General features: G+C 75.4%; 5 protein-coding genes and 1 pseudogene. 2 read left to right on the top strand and 4 right to left on the bottom strand.

What is annotated here, in order from left to right; genetic code table 11:
- Window positions 1-21: 21 nt before the first annotated feature.
- On the top strand, window positions 22-2028 hold the full coding sequence (locus DVA86_RS21850) for an FAD/NAD(P)-binding protein (RefSeq protein ID WP_208880707.1): 2007 nt from the start codon (window positions 22-24) through the stop codon (window positions 2026-2028).
- On the opposite strand, the gene DVA86_RS21845 is transcribed toward DVA86_RS21850, so the two are convergent.
- Window positions 1994-2599 (bottom strand): superoxide dismutase family protein, encoded by a 606-nt coding sequence (locus tag DVA86_RS21845; RefSeq protein WP_208880705.1) that lies wholly within the window; start codon window positions 2597-2599, stop codon window positions 1994-1996. The genes DVA86_RS21850 and DVA86_RS21845 overlap by 35 nt on opposite strands.
- A gap of 193 nt (window positions 2600-2792) precedes the next feature.
- Here DVA86_RS21845 and DVA86_RS21840 point away from each other — a divergent pair, with 193 nt between their 5' ends.
- Complete coding sequence (locus DVA86_RS21840; protein WP_425470993.1) at window positions 2793-3413, top strand: DedA family protein; 621 nt, start codon at window positions 2793-2795, stop codon at window positions 3411-3413.
- 107 nt (window positions 3414-3520) lie between these two features.
- On the opposite strand, the gene DVA86_RS21835 is transcribed toward DVA86_RS21840, so the two are convergent.
- The 3 genes and pseudogenes from DVA86_RS21835 to DVA86_RS21815 form a co-directional block, all read right to left on the bottom strand.
- Complete coding sequence (locus tag DVA86_RS21835) at window positions 3521-4660, bottom strand: chitinase (RefSeq protein ID WP_208880701.1); 1140 nt, start codon at window positions 4658-4660, stop codon at window positions 3521-3523.
- A 124-nt stretch (window positions 4661-4784) separates the two neighbouring features.
- A complete protein-coding gene (locus tag DVA86_RS21830; RefSeq protein WP_245996935.1) occupies window positions 4785-4940 on the bottom strand; it encodes a hypothetical protein in 156 nt (51 codons plus the stop codon).
- Window positions 4941-5227: 287 nt separating this feature from the next.
- Window positions 5228-19465: pseudogene (locus tag DVA86_RS21815) on the bottom strand (amino acid adenylation domain-containing protein); the annotation flags it as partial.
- Window positions 19466-19472: the final 7 nt, after the last annotated feature.

Raw genomic sequence — 19472 nt, 5'->3', positions numbered from 1 at the left:
GCAGGCACCAGCGCCGCACGCATGCACGGGAGACGACTCTTGGCCGCCCTGCACCATGCCCTCGCCGTGGTCGGCGCCGGACCGCGCGGCACGAGCGTCCTGGAACGGCTGTGCGCGGCCGTACCGGACCGGCTCGGCCCGGCCGTACCGCTGACCGTCCACGTCGTCGATCCGGAGCCGCCCGGTCCGGGCCGCGTGTGGCGTACGGACCAGCCGGACGAGCTGCTGATGAACACCGTCGCCGCGCAGGTGACGCTGTTCACGGACGCCACCGTGGCGGCGGAGGGGCCGGTGCTGCCGGGGCCGAGCCTCCACGAGTGGTACGAGAGCGGCGCGCCCGGCGCCGACGGCACCCGTACGCCGGACCGGGACCGCCCGCCGCTGGGCCCCGACGACTACCCGACGCGGCGGCTCTACGGCGCCTATCTGGCCTGGGTGTTCGGCGAGGTGCTGCGCCGCGCTCCCGAGTCCGTGACCGTACGGGTGCACGCGGCGCGCGCCGTACGGCTGTCGGACGAGGCCACCGCGCCGGGCCGCGGGACGGCGGAGGCGGCGACGACGCAGCTGCTCGAACTCTCCGACGGCACCCGGATAGCCGGCCTATCCGCCGTCGTCCTCGCCCAGGGCCACCTCCCCTCGGAGCTCTCGCCGGGGCAGCGGCGGTTCGCCGCGCACGCGCGGCAGCACGGCCTGTACTACCTCCCGCCCGCCAACCCGGCCGACCTCACCGCCGAACTCGCCGCCCTCGCCCCCGCCGAGCCCGTTCTGCTGCGCGGCCTCGGCCTCAACTTCTTCGACCACCTGGCGCTGCTCACCAGCGGCCGCGGCGGCCGTTTCGTACGAGAGGACAGCCCGTACGGCACGCGGCTCCGCTATGTGCCGTCCGGCAAGGAGCCCCGGCTGTTCGCCGGTTCGCGCCGCGGCGTCCCGTACCACGCGCGCGGCGACAACGAGAAGGGCGCGCACGGCCGCCACGAGCCCCTCGTGCTCACCCCGGAGACCGTCGCCCGGCTGCGCCGGCGCGCGGACGCGGGCGATCCGCCGGACTTCCGCGCGGAGATCTGGCCGCTGGTCGCCAAGGAGGCCGAGACGGTCTACTACGAGGCGCTGCTCGCCGCCCGCGGCACGGAACACCCCGGCTTCCGGCACCGTTTCCGCCGCCGCTTCCTCGCCGTACCGCACGGCGGTGCCGAAGAGGCCGCCGTCCTGGACGCGTTCGGCGTACGCGCGGATGAGCGCTGGTGCTGGGACACGGTGGCGGAGCCGTACGGGGGACGGGACTTCGCGGGCCCGGCGGAGTTCCGCGACTGGCTGCTGGACCGGCTGCGCCAGGACGTCGCGGACGCCCGTGAGGGCAACGTACGCGGCCCGGTCAAGGCCGCCCTCGACGTGCTCCGCGACCTGCGGAACGAGCTGCGGCAGATCGTCGACCACAGCGGGCTCGGCGGGCTGTCGCGCCGCGACCACCTCGACCGCTGGTACACGCCGCTGAACGCCTTCCTCTCCATCGGCCCGCCGCGCCACCGCATCGAGGAGACGGCCGCGCTGATCGAGGCCGGCGTGCTCACGGTCCTCGGGCCGCGGCTGGAGGTACGCGCCGACGCGGCCACCGGCAGCTTCCTGGCCCGCTCCCCCGCGGTGCCCGGCAGCGCGGTGGCCGTCACCGCGCTGATCGAGGCGCGGCTGCCGGAGCCGGACCTGCGGCGTACGGCCGACCCGCTGCTGGCCGGCCTGCTGCGGGCGGGCGAGTGCCGTCCGCACACGGTCGGCGGGTACGAGACGGGCGGCCTCGACGTGACCGCCCGCCCGTACCGGCTGATCGACCGCCAGGGGCGTCCGCACCCCCGCCGGTTCGCCGTCGGGGTGCCCACCGAGGGCGTGCACTGGGTGACGGCCGCGGGGGCGCGCCCCGGCGTGAACTCGGTGACGCTGACCGACGCCGACGCCGTGGCCCGCGCCGCCCTGGACACCCTGCGGCCCGCCGGTGTGCCGGCTACCGCACCCCGTCGCCCATCAGCGGCACGGTGAAGCAGCCGACGCGCTCGCCCGCCATGCCCGCCTCGCCCGGCTTCAGGCTGGTCGCGTGCTCGTGCAGCACGACGGACCGGGCCTCGCCCATGCGGAAGTTCCACGGGTGCGAGGCGACCGAACGCGCCGCGCCCGAGCCGTCGGTGGTGAAGTCGAGCCACACCTCGTTGGCGGGGTTGGCGTAGGCGGGGTCGACGGACGGCTGCTCCGGGTCCTCACGGTTCTGGTAGTGCGGCCCGGCGTCGTCGGGGTCCGCACCGCACGGCGCGGTGTGCACGTGTACCCCGTACGTGTGGTCCGGCGCGACGCCGCGTACGGACACGGCGACCGTCGTGCCGGCGCCGTCCACGCGCTGCGTCACCTTGATCCCGGCGCCGGGCGGCACCAGTTCGTGGTCGTACGTGATCGCGGCCGGTGCCACCGGCGAGCTGGACGGGGCGAACTGGCCGCTCGCGCGGAGCCGGTAGTCCGCGCCGCCCGCCGTGCCCCCGTCCAGACCGTGGGCCACGCCGGTGCCGGCTACCAGCAGTGCCGCGGTGGCGGCGGCGGTTGTCGTGAATCCTGTCTTCACTGTTGCTCCTCATCCGGGTCCGTATGTTCAGCAGGAAAGCTGGTTCGATTGGGGTATCTGTTGTCCCTGGCGCCCGGTGAGATCAACACCACGGCGCCCCGCCCGCTACGGGTGGAGTACCCAGGCGTACGCTGTACGGCGGTAAGCGGCGGCTAAACACAGGCGAACGGGGGAGCCAGCTGTGCCAGAAGCCTTGGGGTCCGTGATCGGTACCCCATGGATCTATGCACTCATCGCGCTCTCCGTGCTGCTCGATGTCTTCCTTCCGGTGCTGCCCAGCGGGGTGTTGGTGATCGCGGCGGCCACCGCGGTCGCGGGGACGACGGCGGCGGAGGCCGCGCAGTCGGCCACGCATTTCCCGGAGATGCTCCTGCTGGTGCTGTGCGCCGCGGCCGCGTCGGTCCTGGGCGACCTCGCGGTCTACCGGCTGGCCTGGCGGGGCGGCGCCCGACTTGACCGCGCCATCGCCCGCTCACGGAAGCTGACCACCGCTCAGGAACACCTCGGGCACGCGCTCGTACGCGGCGGGGGTGCCCTCGTCGTCCTGGCCCGGTTCGCCCCGGCCGGACGCTCCGTGGTCAGCCTGACGGCGGGCGCCGCACACCGGCGCGCCAAGGACTTCGTGCCCTGGTCCGCCCTGGCGGGCCTGACCTGGGCCGCGTACACGGTGAGCCTCGGCTACCTCGGCAGCCGGTGGCTGGACACCGCCTGGGTCGGCACGGCGATCTCGGTGCTCGCGCTGTTCGCGGCCGGGTCGCTGGCGGCGTTCGTCATACGCCGGAAGCCCGCGCCCGCACCCGCGCCCACCAACTGAGCGCCGCAGCCGCCGGCTGAGCCCGGCAGTCAGCCGGCTGACGGGGCGCCCGGCCGCAGCCGGGCGCCGCTCGCGTCAGCCGGCCGCCGTCACCTGGCCGCCATCCCCTAGCCGCCGTGGTCCGCGAGCAGCCGGGTGTACGCCCACGGCTGCTGCTCGACGCCCGAGCACGTGTCGTCGGCGGGGTAGATGCCGCCGGGGCACGCGCGGTCCCGGTTCACCGACCAGAACGTGAGCCGGGCCAGCCGGTTCCGCTTCGCGTAGCGCAACAGCTCGCGGAAGTGCTCCAGGGTCATGAGTTCGCCCTGGCCGGCGAGTCCGTTTATCGACGACACCCCGCTGCGCCGGTACGCCTCGGCCTCGTCGTAGCCGTACGCGCTCCGGAGGGTGTCCTTCAGCCCCTCGGCGGCCTGGATGGTGAGCGTGCCCATGTCCCGGCCCTGGGCGGACGCGCCGAAGGCGAACGGCATGATGGTCCAGGCGTCCGCCTCGAGGCCGGCCTGCGCGGCCTCGTCGATCAGCTCGCGGTCCGGGCCGTGCGGGTGGCTGGGCACGGTCACGTACAGCGTGAGCCCGGGATTGCGGGAGCGCACCAGTTTCAGCGCCTCGACGGTCTTCGCGCGCGCGGCCGGGTCCTGGTACGCCTCGGTCTCGATGTCGACGTCGACGGCCTCGAGTTCGTAGGCGTCGATCACCTGCTGGTACGCGTCGGCGAGCGAACGCCCGTCCGGGCAGCTCTGCTCCAGCCGGTGCCCGAGGCCGCCGCCGAACGACGCGATGACGTCGCCGCCCGCGGCCCGTACGGCGCGTACGGTCTCCTCGTCCACGCCGCCGGTCAGCGGCCGTACGCCGTCCCAGCGGGGCGCGCACTCGCCCTCGCTCAGGACGAACGCGAGCGTGAACCAGCGGACCCCCGTCGCCTTTATGACCTCCACCGGGTCGGGAGCGTTGCCCCAGCCCAGCGAGAAGTACGGCGAGACGGCGCCCGGCAGCGCGGGCTTCACGGGAGCCAGCGTGCCCCGGTGGGGTGCGACGCCGCCCCCGGCGGGGGCGGCCGGGCCGCCGGCCGGTGCGGCGGGGCCCGCGGCGGGACCGCCGCCGCCCGGTTCGGACACCCGCCCGCCTGCGGCGGGGGCGAACTCGGCGGACGGCGGTGCGGCGGGAGCGGCGGCTGCGAGGACGGCGAGAAGCGCGGTCGAGAGGGCGGCCCTACGGGCGGTGGCATGACGGCGAACCCATCGGATCATACGCGGAACGTAACTTCGCCCTCACGCTCCGGCATCTCGGGGCGGCCATCCGGTCGGTCCGCCCGCGCTCCGCTCCCCCGTTGCGGTCCCCCGCTGCGGTCCCGGCGCCGGCTCCCGGAAGCGGTCAGTCCGCGAACGAGCCGTCCCTGCGCCGCGCGTGATTGCTCAACAGGTGGTTGCACTGCGGGCAGTGCGACCGCAGCCCGCGCTTGATGACGTACGCGATCCCCACCGTGACCAGGTACATCAGCCCGACCAGCCACTTCTGGAACAGTCTCACCAGCCCGGGCTTCGTACAGGTCGTGCAGTCACGGCAGCCGGTGGCCATCGGTACCCCCATGGATCGGGCGCGCCGGTACGGCGCGCGGTCCCGCGATCCTAGGGGGCGGGGTGCCACCGGATGTCACCGGTCCGTACGCCTCTCGTACCCGTTCGGCAGCCGCCCGTACGGTGCCCGCGGGCGGGGCGGAACCGGACGCTCCGTCAGGCGTTCCGCACCGCACGCGCGCTGCCGTCCGGCGCGGCGCCCGGCGCGGCGCCCGGCGCCGTGTGCACGAGGCGCGCCAGCTCGCTGCGGGAGCGCACGCCGACCTTGCGGTAGACGCGCGTGAGCGTCGACTCCACCGTCTTGAGCGCCAGGAACATCTGCGCCGCGACCTCCCGGTTGGTCGCCCCGTCCGCGACCAGCGCGGCGACCCGGTGCTCGGTCGGCGTGAGCAGGCGCGCGACACCGGACGCGGTGCCGGACGCGGCGGCGCCCGTACGGTGCCCGAGCCGGTCCAGTTCGACGTCGGCCTGCGTCAGCCAGGGCAGCGCGGCGCACTTCTCGAACACCGCCGCCGCCCGCCGCCAGGCCGCGAGCGCCGCCGAGGGGTGGCGCCGCCGCCGCTCGACGGAGCCGAGCGCCAGCAGGTCGCGGCCGTGTTCGAGGGTCAGGCCCAGCCGCTCGTGGGTCGCGGCGGCCTCGTTCAGGGCGGTGACGGCCGTACGGGCGTCCGCGGCCTCCCCGGTGGCCGACAGCCGCAGCGCGTCGGCGCGCCGCAGGGACGCGTACACGCCGTGCCGCGCCAGCCGTTCCGCGGACCGCTGCACTCCGGTCACCACCGCGTGCGCCTCGCCGTGGTCGCCGACCGCGACCAGCGCCTCCGCCAGGTCGACGGACCAGGGCACGGGCATCGGGTCGACGATGCCGCGCCGTTCGGCGATGTCCCGCGCCTCGCCAAGGCTCTCGATCGCGCCCCACGGGTCCTGCGAGCGGAGCCGTACGTGCCCCAGCACGCACAGCGCCAACGGCAGGTAGATCTGGTCGTGTTCGGCCCGCGAGATCCGTACGCCCTCCGCGGCCAGCGCCGCCGCCCGCGCCAGGTCGCCGCCCGCCGACTCGGCGCGCGCCAGGGAGTACGGCTCCGGGCCGAGCGTCACGCCGATGTCCCGCCTGAGCCGCGTCACTTCGCGCGCGGCGGCCAGCGCGGCCTCGCAGCGGCCCGCGTGCACGTCGACCTCGATCTTCGCGCAGAGCAGGAAGACCTCGTCCTCGGCGGCGCCGCTGCGGCGGGCCCGCCGCAGCAACCGGTCGAGTTCGACGGCGGCCTCCTCGTGCCGTTCGGCGAACACGGCGAGCCGCGCCTTGACCGCGCGCGGCCCGTTGTGGCCGCCGGTCACCCCGGCGTCCTGCGGCTGCGCGAGGGCGCGCGTCAGCGGCTCCGCCGCGTCCGGGCGGCCGAGCAGGTCCGCCGCGAACGCCTCCAGCGACAGCGCCATCAGCTCGGTGGAACGGTCGCCCGCCCGGCGCGCGAGCGACACCGCGCGCGCCGCCTCCACGCGGGCGGTCGCCGTGTCGCCGTCCGTGATGTGCGCGCGGAGCGCGACGAGGTAGTGCAGGTGCGCGCGGAGGGCGAGATCGTCCCCGGCGTGGGCCAGCGCCTCGTCGAAGATGTCCCGGATGTCGTGCAGCGCCTGGTTGGCGGCGTAGATGATGACGACGCACGCCGTGAACCGCTGCTCGGACGTGGCCGGACAGGACAGCACCTCGCGGGCCATCTCGCGGGTGAGCTCGAAGTCGGCCGCCGCGTGCGCGTACTGCGCCGCCGCCAGCGCCCGTTCGGCCCGGCGGGCGCCGCACTCCGCGGGCGTCCGCACGTACGCCAGCCGGGCCAGCGCGGCGGCCGTACACGTGTCGCCACGCCTGCGCGCCTGTTCCGCGGCGGACGCCAGGCCCGCGGCGACCGGCTCGTCCGGGCCCACGGCGGCCAGCCCGCGGTGCCGCGCGCGCTCCACCGCGTCGGCCACCGTGTCCGCCAGCCGCTCGTGCGCCGCGCGGCGCACGGCCGTGTCGCAGGACAGCGTGACGGCGGCGAGCAGCGGGTGCGTGAAACGCAGCCGCTCGCCGTCGAGTTCGGCCACCCCGGCACGTACGGCCGCCGCCACGGCGTCGTCCACCTCGGCCGGGTGGCGCAGCACGGGCGCGGGAACGGGGGCGACGGACGCGGGGGTGTGCCGTACCTGTCCCTTATACACATCTCCGAGCCCCCGAGACGGACCCCCCGGGCGGTCCAGGGGAAGGGGCAGTTCTTCGGGCAGTCCGGCGAGGGCGCCGGTCCAGTACGCGAGCTGCTGCGCGCCGACCTGCCGGAGGAGGGTGTCCTGCCAGAGGGTGTAGTCGGCGTACTGCACGGGCAGCGGCGCCCACTCCGGCGCCGCGCCCTCGCAGCGCGCCCGGTACGCGGTGCCGAGGTCGGCGAGGAACGGCCGGTCGGACCACTCGTCGGTGGCGATGTGGTGCAGGACGAGGGCGACCACGTGGTCGTCCGCGCCGATGCGGAACACCTCGCAGCGCAGCGGCAGTTCGCGGGTGAGGTCGAAGGGGCGGCGCTGGGCCCGCTCGATGAGGCCGCTCAGTGAATCCGCACCGGGGCCTCCGGCCACCTCCGTGACCGTGAACGCCGGTTCCGCCTCCGCCGCCGGGAGTATCCGCTGGTACGGCTCCCCGTCGCCGTCCGGCAGCAGGGTGCGCAGCACCTCGTGCCGTGCGGCCACGTCCCGTACGGCCGCGTGCAGCGCGTCCGGGTCGAGGGGACCGCGGAGGCGTACGACGAGCGGGAAGTTGTACGCGACGCCGCTGCCGGTGATCCGTTCGACCAGCCGCAGGCGGCGCTGCGCGGCCGACAGCGGGATGCGCGCGGGCCGGTCCGCCACCGCGGTCACGGCGGGGCGCGCGGGGCGGCCGGTGTCGGCGCGGGCGGCGAGTTGTTCGGGTGTGGGGGCCTCGAACAGGTCGCGGATGGCGAGCTCGGCGCCGAGCTCCGTACGGGCGCGGCTGATCAGCCGGGTGGCGAGCAGCGAGTGCCCGCCGAGGTCGAAGAAGCCGCCTTCGGCGCCGACTTCGGGCAGTCCGAGCACCTCTTCGAAGAGGCGGCACAGGACTTCTTCCTGGGGCGTGCGCGGTGCCCGTCCGGTGCCGCCTGCCGGGATGGCGGGCACGGCGTCGGGGAGGGCGGGCACGTCGAGCTTGCCGTTGGCGTTCATCGGCAGCCGGTCGAGGGTGACGAGGGCGGTGGGCACCATGTAGTCGGGGAGCCGCTGCCGCAGGTCGTCGCGTACGTCGCGGAGCAGGGCGTCCGCCGCGCGCGCGGCTGTCGGCTGGTTGGCGTACGGGGCGGTGCCGCCGCCGGGCCGGTACAGGCCCGCCGTGAGCCCTGCCGGGTCCGTGCCCGCGGAGTCCGTGCCGCGCGTGAACACCGCCTCGTAGCAGCCGGGTTCGGACGCGTACGTGGTCAGGACGCGGTAGCCCTGTGCGGCGCCGAGCGCGTGCAGGTCCTCCGGGTCCACGCCGCCGTCGCCCTCGCCAGGGGCGGGCAGGCGGCCCGCCTCCAGGGCGCGGCGTGCGGCGAGTTCGGCGGCCGTACGGGCGTCGGGCACGCCGGTGACGCGCAGCGCGCCGGGCTGCTCCGTACGCAGCCGGGTCGCCACGGCGTCCGTACCGGCCCAGGGCGTCTCGGGTGCGCCGGACAGGTCGTGGGACAGGTCGTGGCCCGGGGCGGCGGCGTCCGTGCGGTACAGCACGGCGTCGTAGCGGTGCCGGGTCAGCTCGTTGTGGTGGCGGCCCCGCTTGGTGCGCAGGTCGACGCCGTGCCCGGCGCCGTCAGCGAGGGCGGTGAAGTAGTCCGGGTCGACGAGGAGTTCCTTCTCCAGCCGCAGGCCGCGCTCCGCCGCCGCGCGCACGGTCTCCGGGTCGGCGCCGTCGCCCGCGCGCGCGAGCTGGATCGCGGCGTGGAAGGCGGGCGCGAGCCGCGGGTTGCGTACGTCGCCGACGAACAGCGCGCCGCCGGGCGCGAGCAGCCGCATGGCGCACTGGACGACCTCGGTGAGGTAGTCGGCGCTGGGGAAGTACTGGATGACGGAGTTGAGTACGACCGTGTCGAAGAAGCCCTCGGGCAGCCCGTCGGTCTCGTGCGCCGCCCGGCAGCGCAGTTCGGTCTTGGCCGCGAGCGCGGGGTCGCGGCGCAGGTCGTCGCCGAGCTTGCGGATGACGGGTGCGGCGAAGTCCGTCGCCCAGTACGCCTCCGCCTCGGGCGCGAGGCAGGACAGCAGCAGCCCGGAGCCGACGCCGATCTCCAGGACGCGGCGCGGGCGCAGCTCCCGTATGCGGGCGACGGTCTGCTCGCGCCACTCCCGCATCTGCTCCACGGGGATGGGCTGCCCGTCGTAGCTGCTGTCCCAGCCGGCGTAGTCCTCGGTGAAAACGGCGGTGCTGATCCGCTCGTACTCGTCGGAGTACACCTCCTGCCACTCGCCGACGTGCGCGTGTTCGACGGACTGCCGTTCCGCGCCGGTGTGTTCGGCGGGCACGACGTAGCCGACGAGGCGCTGCGTGCCGGGGGCGGCCGCGTCGTCGCGGGCGATCACGGCGGCCTGCGCGACGCGGGGGTGCTGGGCGAGGGCGGTCTCGATCTCGCCGGGTTCCACGCGGTGTCCGCGCACCTTGACCTGGTCGTCGGTGCGGCCGAGGAAGTCGAGGTTGCCGTCGGCGCGGCAGCGTACGAGGTCGCCCGTGCGGTACATGCGCTCGCCGGGCGCGCCGTACGGGTTGGCCACGAACCGCTCGGCGGTCAGCGCGGGGCGTTCGAGGTAGCCGCGGGCGAGGCCGATCCCGGCGATGTACAGCTCACCGGGCACGCCCTGCGGTACGGGCCGCAGCCACGCGTCCAGGATGTGCGCGCGGGTGCCGCGGATGGGCCGCCCTACGGTGGGTGTGGCGCTGTCGAGGGTGCCGCCGCCGAGGGTGTTGATGGTGTACTCGGTGGGCCCGTACAGGTTGTACCCGAGGGTGCCGTCGGCGTCGCGGAGCCGCTGCCAGACGGTCTCGGATACGGCCTCGCCGCCGAGCAGCACCAGCGGTGGCCGGTGGCCCTCCAGCAGGCCCTGCTCGATGAGGAGATGGGCGTAGGTGGGCGTGACGTTGACGACGTCGACGCGGTGCGTCTCGCAGTACGCGACGAGCGCGTCCGCGTCCCGCCGCAGCTCCTCGTCGCACACGTGCACCTCGTGGCCCTCGACGAGCCACAGCAGCTCCTCCCACGACATGTCGAACGCGAACGACACGGTGTGCGCGATGCGCAGCCGCCGCCCGCCGGCGGAGGCGATGGCGGGCTCGAAGATCTCCCGCTGGTGGTTGAGCTGCATGTTGGTCAGGCCGCGGTAGGGCGTGACGACGCCCTTGGGGCGGCCGGTGGAGCCGGAGGTGTAGATGACGTACGCCGGGTGCTCCAGACTGAACAGCGGCCGGTCCGCCTCGGTGAGGGGCGCGGAGGGCAGCGCGGCGAGTTCGGCGGCCGCCTCCGGGCCGTCGAGCCGTACGCGCGGGGTGTCCGGCGCGGCGCCGTCCAGGCGGGCGGCGACGGCGCCGGTGGTCAGCAGCAGCGCCGGGCGGGCGTCGTCGAGGGTGGCCGCGAGGCGGTCGTCGGGGTGGTCGAGTTCCAGCGGCAGATAGGCGGCGCCCGTGCACAGCACGGCGAACAGGGCGGCGACCGTGTCGAGCGAGCGCGGCAGGGCCAGCGCGACGGTCGTCTCGGGCGCGGCGCCGCGGGCCAGCAGCAGCCTGGCCATGCGGTGGATACGGGCGTCGAGTTGCGCGTACGTCAGCGTCTCGCCGCCGCACACGAGCGCGGTGGCGCCGGGCGTCCGTACGGCCTGCGCGGCCAGCAGGTCGGCGACGGTCTCCGTGGGCTCCGGTACGCGGCTCGCGTCGGCGGCCCGCGTCAGCTCGGCGCGTTCGGCGGGCAGCAGCGGGTCGAGGCGGCCGACGGGCGCGGCCAGGTCGCGGGTCAGCCGGTCCACGAGGAGCGTGAAGCGGTCGAGGAGCGCGCGGGCCTGGTCGCCGTCCACGGCGTCGGGCCGGTGGGCGAGCGTGACGTGGACGCGGCGGCCGGGGGTGACGACGAGGTTGACGGGGTAGTGGGTGGCGTCGACGTTGGCGACGGCGGTGGCGCCGTAGCGGTCGCGCAGCTCGCCGAGGCGCTCCTCGGTGTCGCTGTTGCGCAGCACGAACAGCGTGTCGAACAGCCGCCGGTGGCCGGTCTCGGCCTGGAGGACGCCGAGGCCCAGGTACTCGTACGGCATGACCTCCAGCCGTTCCTCCTGCACCCGCCGCAGCAGTGCGAGCACCGGTTCTGCGGGGTCGTAGGCGATACGGGCCGGGACGGTGTTCAGGAACATGCCGATGACGTGCTCGATGTCCGGGACCTCGCTGGGGCGGCCCGCGACGGTCGTGCCGAACACCACGTCCGTACGCCCGGTGGCGCTCGCCAGCGTGAGCCCCCAGGCGGCCGTGAGCACGGTGTTGAGGGTCAGCCCGTGGCCGCGCGCGGTGTCGCGCAGCCGGGCGCCGAGGTCGTCGGGGAGCGCGGCGTCCAGGTGGACGGGGATGTCGGGTTCGAGGCCCTGGTCGGCGGCGGCGAGCAGGGTCGGTTCGGCGAGCCCGCCGAGTGCGCCGCGCCAGGCGCGGGTGGCCTCGGCGGCGTCCTGGGTGTCCAGCCAGGAGAGGTAGTCGCGGTACGAGCCGGGCGCGGGCAGCTCCCGCGGGTCGCCGCCGGACGCGCAGAGCGCGAACAGCTGGTCGAGGAACAGCCAGGCGGACCAGCCGTCCCACAGCAGCAGATGGCGGCCGACGACGAGGCGGTCACCGCGTACGGGACCGAGCCGCACCAGCAGCATCCGGAACAGCAGCGGGCGGGCCAGGTCGAAGCGGCGGGCGCGTTCGGCGTCGGTCAGCGCGGCGAGCCGTACGTCCTGTTCGGCGTCGTCCAGCCCGGACAGGTCGACCTCTTCGAGGGGGACTTCCGGGTCGCGGACGATGAACTGCACGGGCTGGCGCAGGCCGTCGCTGGTGAAGCCGGCGCGCAGGCTGGGGTGCCGGGCGAGCAGCACGCGGGCGGCGGCGCGGAGGCGTTCGGCGTCGAGGGGCGCGGCGAAGTCGAACGACTCGTGGACGGTGTAGACGTCGAGGGCGCCGTCGTCGTAGGTGGAGTGGAAGAACAGCCCTTCCTGGAGGGGGGCGAGCGGCCAGATGTCCTCCACGGGCACCGGGCTGAGCTCGTGGACCCGCGCCGTCTCCTCGGGGGTGAGGCGGAAGGCTGCGCCGGACTCCGGCTGTGCGGCGGGGGTTTCGGCGGTCCCGGCGGCCGCGGCGAGGGCAGCGGGCGTGCGGTGCTGGAACACGTCGCGGGGGCTCAGGTCGAGGCCCGCGCGGCGGGCGCGGCTGGAGACGCCGATGGAACTGATGCTGTCGCCGCCGAGCAGGAAGAAGTCGTCGTCGACGCTGACGTCGGGCAGCTTGAGCACCGCCCCGAAGATCCCGGTGAGGGCGCTCTCGCGTGCGTCGCGCGGGGCGCGCGCCTCGGCCCGTACGGCGTGTACGGCGGGCAGCGCGGCGCGGTCGAGCTTGCCACTGGGGGTCAGCGGCAGGGCGTCCAGCACGGCGTACGCGCCGGGCACCATCGGCGCGGGCAGCGCGCCGGTGAGGGCCTCGCGGAGGGCTTCGGCGTCGAGGCGGTCGGCGGGCGCGGCGTCCTGACGGTCGGTGTCCGAGCGGTCGGTGTCCGGGCGGTCGGTGGCGGTGCCGGGCGCGGGGACGACGTACGCGAAGAGCGCGCTGTCCACGGCGGTGACGGCGGCCTGGGCGACGCCCGGCTGGGCGGTCAACGCGGCCTCGATCTCGCCGAGTTCGATCCGGTTGCCGCGGATCTTGACCTGCCGGTCGGTGCGGCCCAGATACTCCACGGTGCCGTCGGCGCGGCGGCACGCGAGGTCGCCGGTGCGGTACATGCGGGCGCCGGGCGCGCCGTACGGGTCGGCCACGAACCGTTCCGCGGTCAGCCCCGGACGGGCATGGTAGCCGCGGGCCAGCTGGACGCCCGTCAGATACAGCTCGCCGGGCACGCCCTCGGGTACGGGCCGCAGGCACGCGTCGAGCACCCGCAGGCCGGTGTTCCACACGGGGCGGCCCAGCGGCACGGTGGTGCCGGGCGCGCCGTCGTACGCGTGGTGGGTGACGTCGACGGCGGCCTCCGTCGGCCCGTACAGGTTGTGCAGCGGCACCGCCGCGAGCTGCTGCCAGCGGGCGGCAGCGGCGGCGGGCAGCGCCTCGCCGCTGCAGAAGACGCGGCGCAGCGGTGCGGCCCAGGCGGTGTCGTCGGTGACCTCGCCGGCCTGGAGGAACGCCTCCAGCATCGACGGCACGAAGTGCAGCGTGGTGACCCGCTGTTCGCGGATCAGCCCGGCCAGATACGCGGGGTCGCGGTGCCCGTCGGGGCGGGCGAGGACGAGGGCGGCGCCCTCGCACAGCGGCCAGAAGAACTCCCAGACGCTCACGTCGAAGCTGGACGGCGTCTTCTGCAGCACCCGGTCGCCCGCGGTCAGCCCGTACTCGCCCTGCATCCAGGCCAGGCGGTTGAGGATCGCGCGGTGGCTGACGACGACGCCCTTGGGGCGGCCGGTCGAGCCGGAGGTGTAGATGAGGTACGCGGCGTCGTCGGGGCCGGCCTGCCCCTCGGGCGCCCGGTGTTCCGGAGCGTCCCCTGGTGTATCCGGCAGCAGCTGTACGAGACCCGGCACTTCGGGCAGCCGTACGGACGCGTCCGCCGTCGTGACGACCGTCGTCGCCCCGGAGTCGGCGAGCATGTGGGCGACGCGGTCGGCCGGGTAGTCCGTGTCGACCGGCAGATACGCGGCGCCCGACTTGAGCACGCCGAGCAGGGCGACGACGAGTTCCGGGCTGCGCGGCACGGCGACCGCGACGAACGTGCCCGGCCCGGTGCCGCGTGCCCGCAGCCGGGACGCCAGCGCCCCGGCCCTGGCGTCGAGTTCGCCGTACGACAGCTCCTCGCCCTCGTACACCACGGCCGTGGCCTCGGGCGTACGGGCGGCCTGCGCCGCGCAGGCGGCGGCGAGCGTGGTGCCGGGCACCTCGCGGCGCTCGCCGGCCGGGTGCGCGCGGGCCAGCTCGTCGGGCGAGAGCAGGCCGACGGCGGCGGCGGGCTGCTCCGGGTCGGCGGCCAGGGCGTGCAGGATGCGCGTGAGCCGGTCCGCAATCCGGCGTACGCGCTCCCCGTCGAGACGCTGGGCGTGGTACTTGAGGCGCAGGTCGAGCCTGCGCTGCGGCTTCACGATCAGGGCCAGCGGGTAGTGCACGGCGTCGTGGAACTCGTGCCCGGTGATCCGTACGGTGCCCGTGGGGTCGGCGTGTCCGGCCGCGGCCGGGTAGTTCTCGAAGACGACGAGGGTGTCGAACAGCTCGCCGCCGCCCGCGAGTCCGGCCACTCGCTGGATCTCGGCCAGGCCGAGGTGCTGGTGGTCCATCAGCCGGGCCTGCTCGTCCTGGAGCCGCCGGAGGAGCGCGCCGAGCGTGTCGCCGGGCTGCCAGCGGAAACGGGTCGGCAGCGTGTTGATGAACAGCCCGACCATCGACTCGATGCCCTCGACCTCGGCGTCCCGCCCGGACACGGTCGTGCCGAACACGACGTCCTGGCGGCCGGTCAGGCTCCCGGCCAGCAGGCCCCACGCGGCCTGTACGACGGTGCCCAGGGTGACGCCCTGCTCGCGGGCGCGGGCGGTGAGCCGCGCGGTGACGCGCTCGGGCAGCTCGACGCGTACCTGCGCGGGCTCGACGGGGCCCGCCTGCGCTTCCGTCGCGGAGGCGACCAGGCGGGTCGGCTCCTCCGTACCGGCCAGCGCGGACCGCCAGTTCTCGCGTGCGGCGTCGCGGTCGGCGGCGGCGAGGCGGCGCAGGTACGCGCTGTACGGCGCGGGCTCGGGCAGCGCACTGTTGTCGCTCGGCTCGCCTCCGGGCGCTTGTACCCGGTGTCGACGCTCCTCGACACTGCACTCGCTCGTACCTCGCTCACTTGGTCTCGTCACTTTCGACACCGGCGCGCCCTTTGGCTCGCTCGCAGGTGCGCTGGGCTCGGCCTCCGGCTGGTAGCAGGCCAGCAGCTCGCGGTGGAGCACGGGCAGCGACCAGCCGTCCGCGACGATGTGGTGGAACGTCAGCAGCAGCCGTGCGCGGTCCGCGCCGAGCCGTACGAGCGCGCAGCGCAGCAGCGGCGGCCGCGCCAGGTCGAAGCCCGCGGCGCGTTCGTCCGCGGCGATCTCGTCGGCGCGCTCCGGCCGTGCCTCCGGAGGCTCCCCGGACAGGTCGGACTCGCGCCAGGGCAGTTCGAGACCGGTGGTGATCAGCTGGAGTGGCCGGCCGTCGGGGAGGCGGCGGAAGCAGGCGCGCAGCGGGGCGTGCCGGTCCAGTACGCGCTGGGCCGCGCGCCGGAGTGCGGCGCCGTCGACCGGTCCGGACAGTTCGAGCGCCTGCTGGACGACGTACGCGTCGCCGCCGGAGCCGTCGACCACGGCGTGGAAGTAGAAGCCCTCCTGGAGCGGGCTCAGCGGCAGCACCTCGGCCACGGTGACGGCGGGTTCACCGGGCGGCGCGGCCAGTTCGGCGCGTTCGGCGGCGGAGAGCCGTACGAGCGGGGCGGGTTCGCCGGAGGCCTCCGCGGGTTGCGCGCCGGTCGCGGGGTGCGCGTCGGCGGCGCGTCCGCCCGCGGCCTCCGCGAGCGCCGCCGCCGTACGGTGCCGGAACACCTCGCGTGTGGTGAGCCGCAGGCCCGCCTCGCGGGCGCGTACGAGGAGCCGGATGGCACTGATGCTGTCGCCGCCGAGCGCGAAGAAGTCGTCGTCGATGGTGACCATACGGAGGCCCAGCACGTCGGCGTACGCCGCGCACAGCAGCTCCTCGGGGGCGTCGCGCGGCGCGCGCCCCTCGCTGAGCGCGCCGTAGTCGGGCACGGGGAGCGCGGCGGCGTCGAGCTTGCCGCTGGGGGTGACGGGGAGGCGGTCCAGGGGGACGAGCGCGGCGGGCACCATGTACTCGGGCAGCCGCTCGGCGGCGTACGCGCGCAGGGACTTGAGCAGGGCGGCCACGTCGCGGAAGGGCGCGGGGCGGTTGGCGTGCGGGACGGCACCGGAGGGGCGGTAGAGAGCACCGTACGGAGCGGGATGCGCACCGTGCGGAGCGGGATGCGCGCCGTACGGAGCACGATGCGCGCCGTACGGGGCATCGCCGGGCGCGAACACCACGTCGAGGCTGCCGTCCGTGGCGGAGCCGTCCCAGGTGATGTCCGTACGGAGGCCGTTCCGGGCGCCGAGTGCGTGCAGTGTCTCCGGGTCGGGTGCGGCGGCGGGCCCGGGGGTGCGGCTGCTGTCGTCGAGGGCGGCGAGCGCGGAAAGGTCTTCGGCGAGGCGGGCGTTGGGCACACCTGTGACGCGCAGCGGTGCCGTACGGGCGGCGAGCAGCGCGTCGAGAGCGGCCGTGCCGTCCGTGCCGTGCAGGTCGGCCCACGCCACCTCGTCCGCCGCGGCCGCCGGTTCGGCGCCCGCGGCCTGCGTGCCGTCGTCGCGCCTGCTCAGCACCACGTCGTAGCGGTAGCGGGTCAGTTCGTTGTGGTGGGTGCCGCGCTTGACGCGGATGTCGGCGTCGTAGCCGTCGAGTGCCGCGAAGTAGTCGGGGTCGAGGAGGAGTTCGCCCTCCCAGGCCACCGAACGGTCCACGGCGGCCCGCAGCGCCTGCTTGTCGTCCGGGCCCGTGGCGCGGCCGGTCTCCACGGCCGCGCGCAGGCAGCGCAGCAGCCGCGCGTTCCGTACGTCTCCGACGAACACCCGCCCGCCGGGCGCGAGCAGTCCGGAGACGGCGCGGAGCACGTCCGTGAGGTAGCCGGGGCCCGGGAAGTACTGGGCGACGGAGTTGAGCACGACTGTGTCGAACCAGCCCTCCGGCAGGCCCGTCGTGTCGTGCGCTGGCTGCGCGCGCAGCTCCACCCGCGCGGCCAGTTCCGGCACCGCCGCGACCTGGGCGCGCAGGGCGCGTACGGCCTCCTCTGACAGGTCGGTGCCCCAGTACGCGGTGCAGTGCGGGGCGACGCGGGACAGGATCAGGCCGCTGCCGACGCCGATCTCCAGCACCCGGCCGGGCGCCAGTTCGCCGATGCGGGCGACCGTGGCGTCGCGCCACTCCCGCATCTCCTCGACGGGCAGGGGCAGGCCGTCGTACGTGCTGTTCCAGCCCGCGAAGTTCTCGCGCAGGCCCTCGGGCCCGGCGGCGCGGCCCTCGGAACCGGCGGCGGAGTACAGCAGTTCGTGCAGGTCCTTCCACTCCTGCACCAGCCCGCGCTCGGAGTCCTCCGCGTCGCCGTCCAGTGCCGGGACGACGTACGCCGCCAGCCGCCGGTCCCCCGGCGTGTCCTCGCGGACGACGACCGCAGCCTGGTCCACGGCCGCGTGGCCGCGCAGCACGGACTCGATCTCGCCGGGCTCGATGCGGAAGCCGCGGATCTTCACCTGCGCGTCGGCGCGCCCGAGGAACTCCAGCCGCCCGTCGGCCTTCCAGCGCACCAGGTCGCCGGTGCGGTACAGCCGCTCCCCCGGCGCGTCGGCCAGTGCGTCCGGGGCGGCGACGAACCGTTCGGCGGTCAGCGCGGGCTGCCCGAGGTAGCCGCGCGCCAGCCCGGCGCCGCCGAGGTAGAGCTCTCCCGCGACACCCGCCGGTACGGGCCGCAGCCGGCCGTCGAGCACGTACGCGCGGGTGCCCGGGTCGGGCACGCCGATGGGCACGAGCGTGCCGGCGGGGGTGTCCGGGTCGCACAGGCCGAGCGTGGAGTTGGTGGTCGCCTCGGTCGGCCCGTACGCGTTGAACATCATCCGGCCCCGCGCGTAGCGGCCGACAAGCTCCGGCGAGACCCGCTCGGTGCCCGCCAGCAGGGTGGCGGGCGGCAGTTCGACGTCCTCGGGCATGGCGGCGAGCAGGGCGGGCGGCAGGATCATGAACGTGATGCCGTGCTCGTGCGCGTACTCCGCGAGCGGCGCGCCGGGCACCCGCCGCTCGGCCGGTACGACGACGAGGCGGCCGCCGGAGAGCAGCCCGAGGCACAGGTCCCAGAACGCCACGTCGAAGCTCGGCGAGGCGAACTGCAGCACCCTGCTGTCCGTTCCGATCCCGAACCGCTCGCTCTGCGTGGCGACGAGCTTGGCGACACCGGCGTGCGAGAGCACCACGCCCTTGGGGCGGCCGGTGGAGCCGGAGGTGTAGATGACGTACGCGGCGCTGCCGGTGGTCAGCCCGCCGGGGCCGTACGCCGCCGGGTCGTGCGCCGGGCGCTCCGCCAACTCCCGTACGGTGCCGGGCGCGTCGAGAAGCAGCACGTCCGTGCCGTCGCGCGGCGGCACGTCCTCCGCGGTCTCGGCGGTGGTGACGAGGCAGACGGGTCCGGCGTCGGCCAGCATGTACGAGATGCGGTCCGGCGGGTAGTCGGTGTCCAGCGGGAGGTAGGCGGCGCCGGACTTCAGGACGGCGACCTCCGCGACGATCAGCTCGGCCGAGCGGGGCACGGCCAGCGCGACCACGCGCTCGGGTCCGGCGCCGCGGGCGATGAGAGCGTGCGCCAGCCGGTTGGCGCGGGCGTCGAGTTCGGCGTACGTCAGCCGCTCGTCCTCGTACACGAGGGCGACCGCGCCGGGCCGGCTCCGTACCTGCTCGGCGAACATCTCGGGCCAGGTGCGCAGCGGCACGCCGTGGGCGGTGTCGTTCCACTCGTGCAGGATGCGGTGCCGTTCGGCGGGGCTCAGCAGCTCCAGTTCGCCGACGGGCGTGCCGGGGCGGGCGAGGGCGTCGGTGAGGAGAGCGGCGTAGTGGTCCGCCATCCGGAGGGCGGTCGCTTCCTCGAACAGGTCGGGGCGGAAGGTGATCCTTGTCTCACCGCCGGCGACCTCGAGAACGGTGTCCAGCGGATACGGCCACGCCGTCCCGGAGCTCTCCCGTGCCCCCGTCGCGAACGCCGTGTTGGCCAGCAGACCGCCGCCGCGCGTCGGCTCCGGGCCCACCTCCCGTATGAGCGCGGCCGGTTCGGCGCGGTGTGCGGCGGCGTCCGCGTACGCCTCGGCCGTGCGCCGTACGAGCGCGGCGAAGTCCTCGTCGCCGTCCAGCCGGACGCGTACGGGCAGCCCGTCGTACGCCACGGTGACGTCGCGCGTGCCGCCGTAGCGGTGCAGGAGCGCGACGTACGCGGCCAGCAGGGTCGTTGCGTCGGCCGTGGCTTCGGCCGCCGTGTCCAGGGCGCGGGCGACCGTACGGGGCTCCCCCGCGGGCCGCAGCGGATACGGGAAGTCGGCCGGGAGCGCGGTCTCCTGCGGCAGCGGTGCGAGACACCGGCGCCAGAAGTCCGTGAACTCGTCGGAACCGGAAGCGCGTTCATCGATACCGGACACAACTCTC

It is taken from the genome of Streptomyces armeniacus (genome assembly GCF_003355155.1).
In the GTDB taxonomy this organism is placed as follows: domain Bacteria; phylum Actinomycetota; class Actinomycetes; order Streptomycetales; family Streptomycetaceae; genus Streptomyces; species Streptomyces armeniacus.
This window is presented reverse-complemented; position numbering and strand designations above follow the sequence as displayed.

Coding starts and splice junctions, on each gene's coding strand:
- DVA86_RS21850 (WP_208880707.1), top strand. CDS start 22: ATGCACGGGAGACGACTCTTGGCCGCCCTGCACCATGCCCTCGCCGTG.
- DVA86_RS21835 (WP_208880701.1), bottom strand. CDS start 4,660: ATGATCCGATGGGTTCGCCGTCATGCCACCGCCCGTAGGGCCGCCCTC.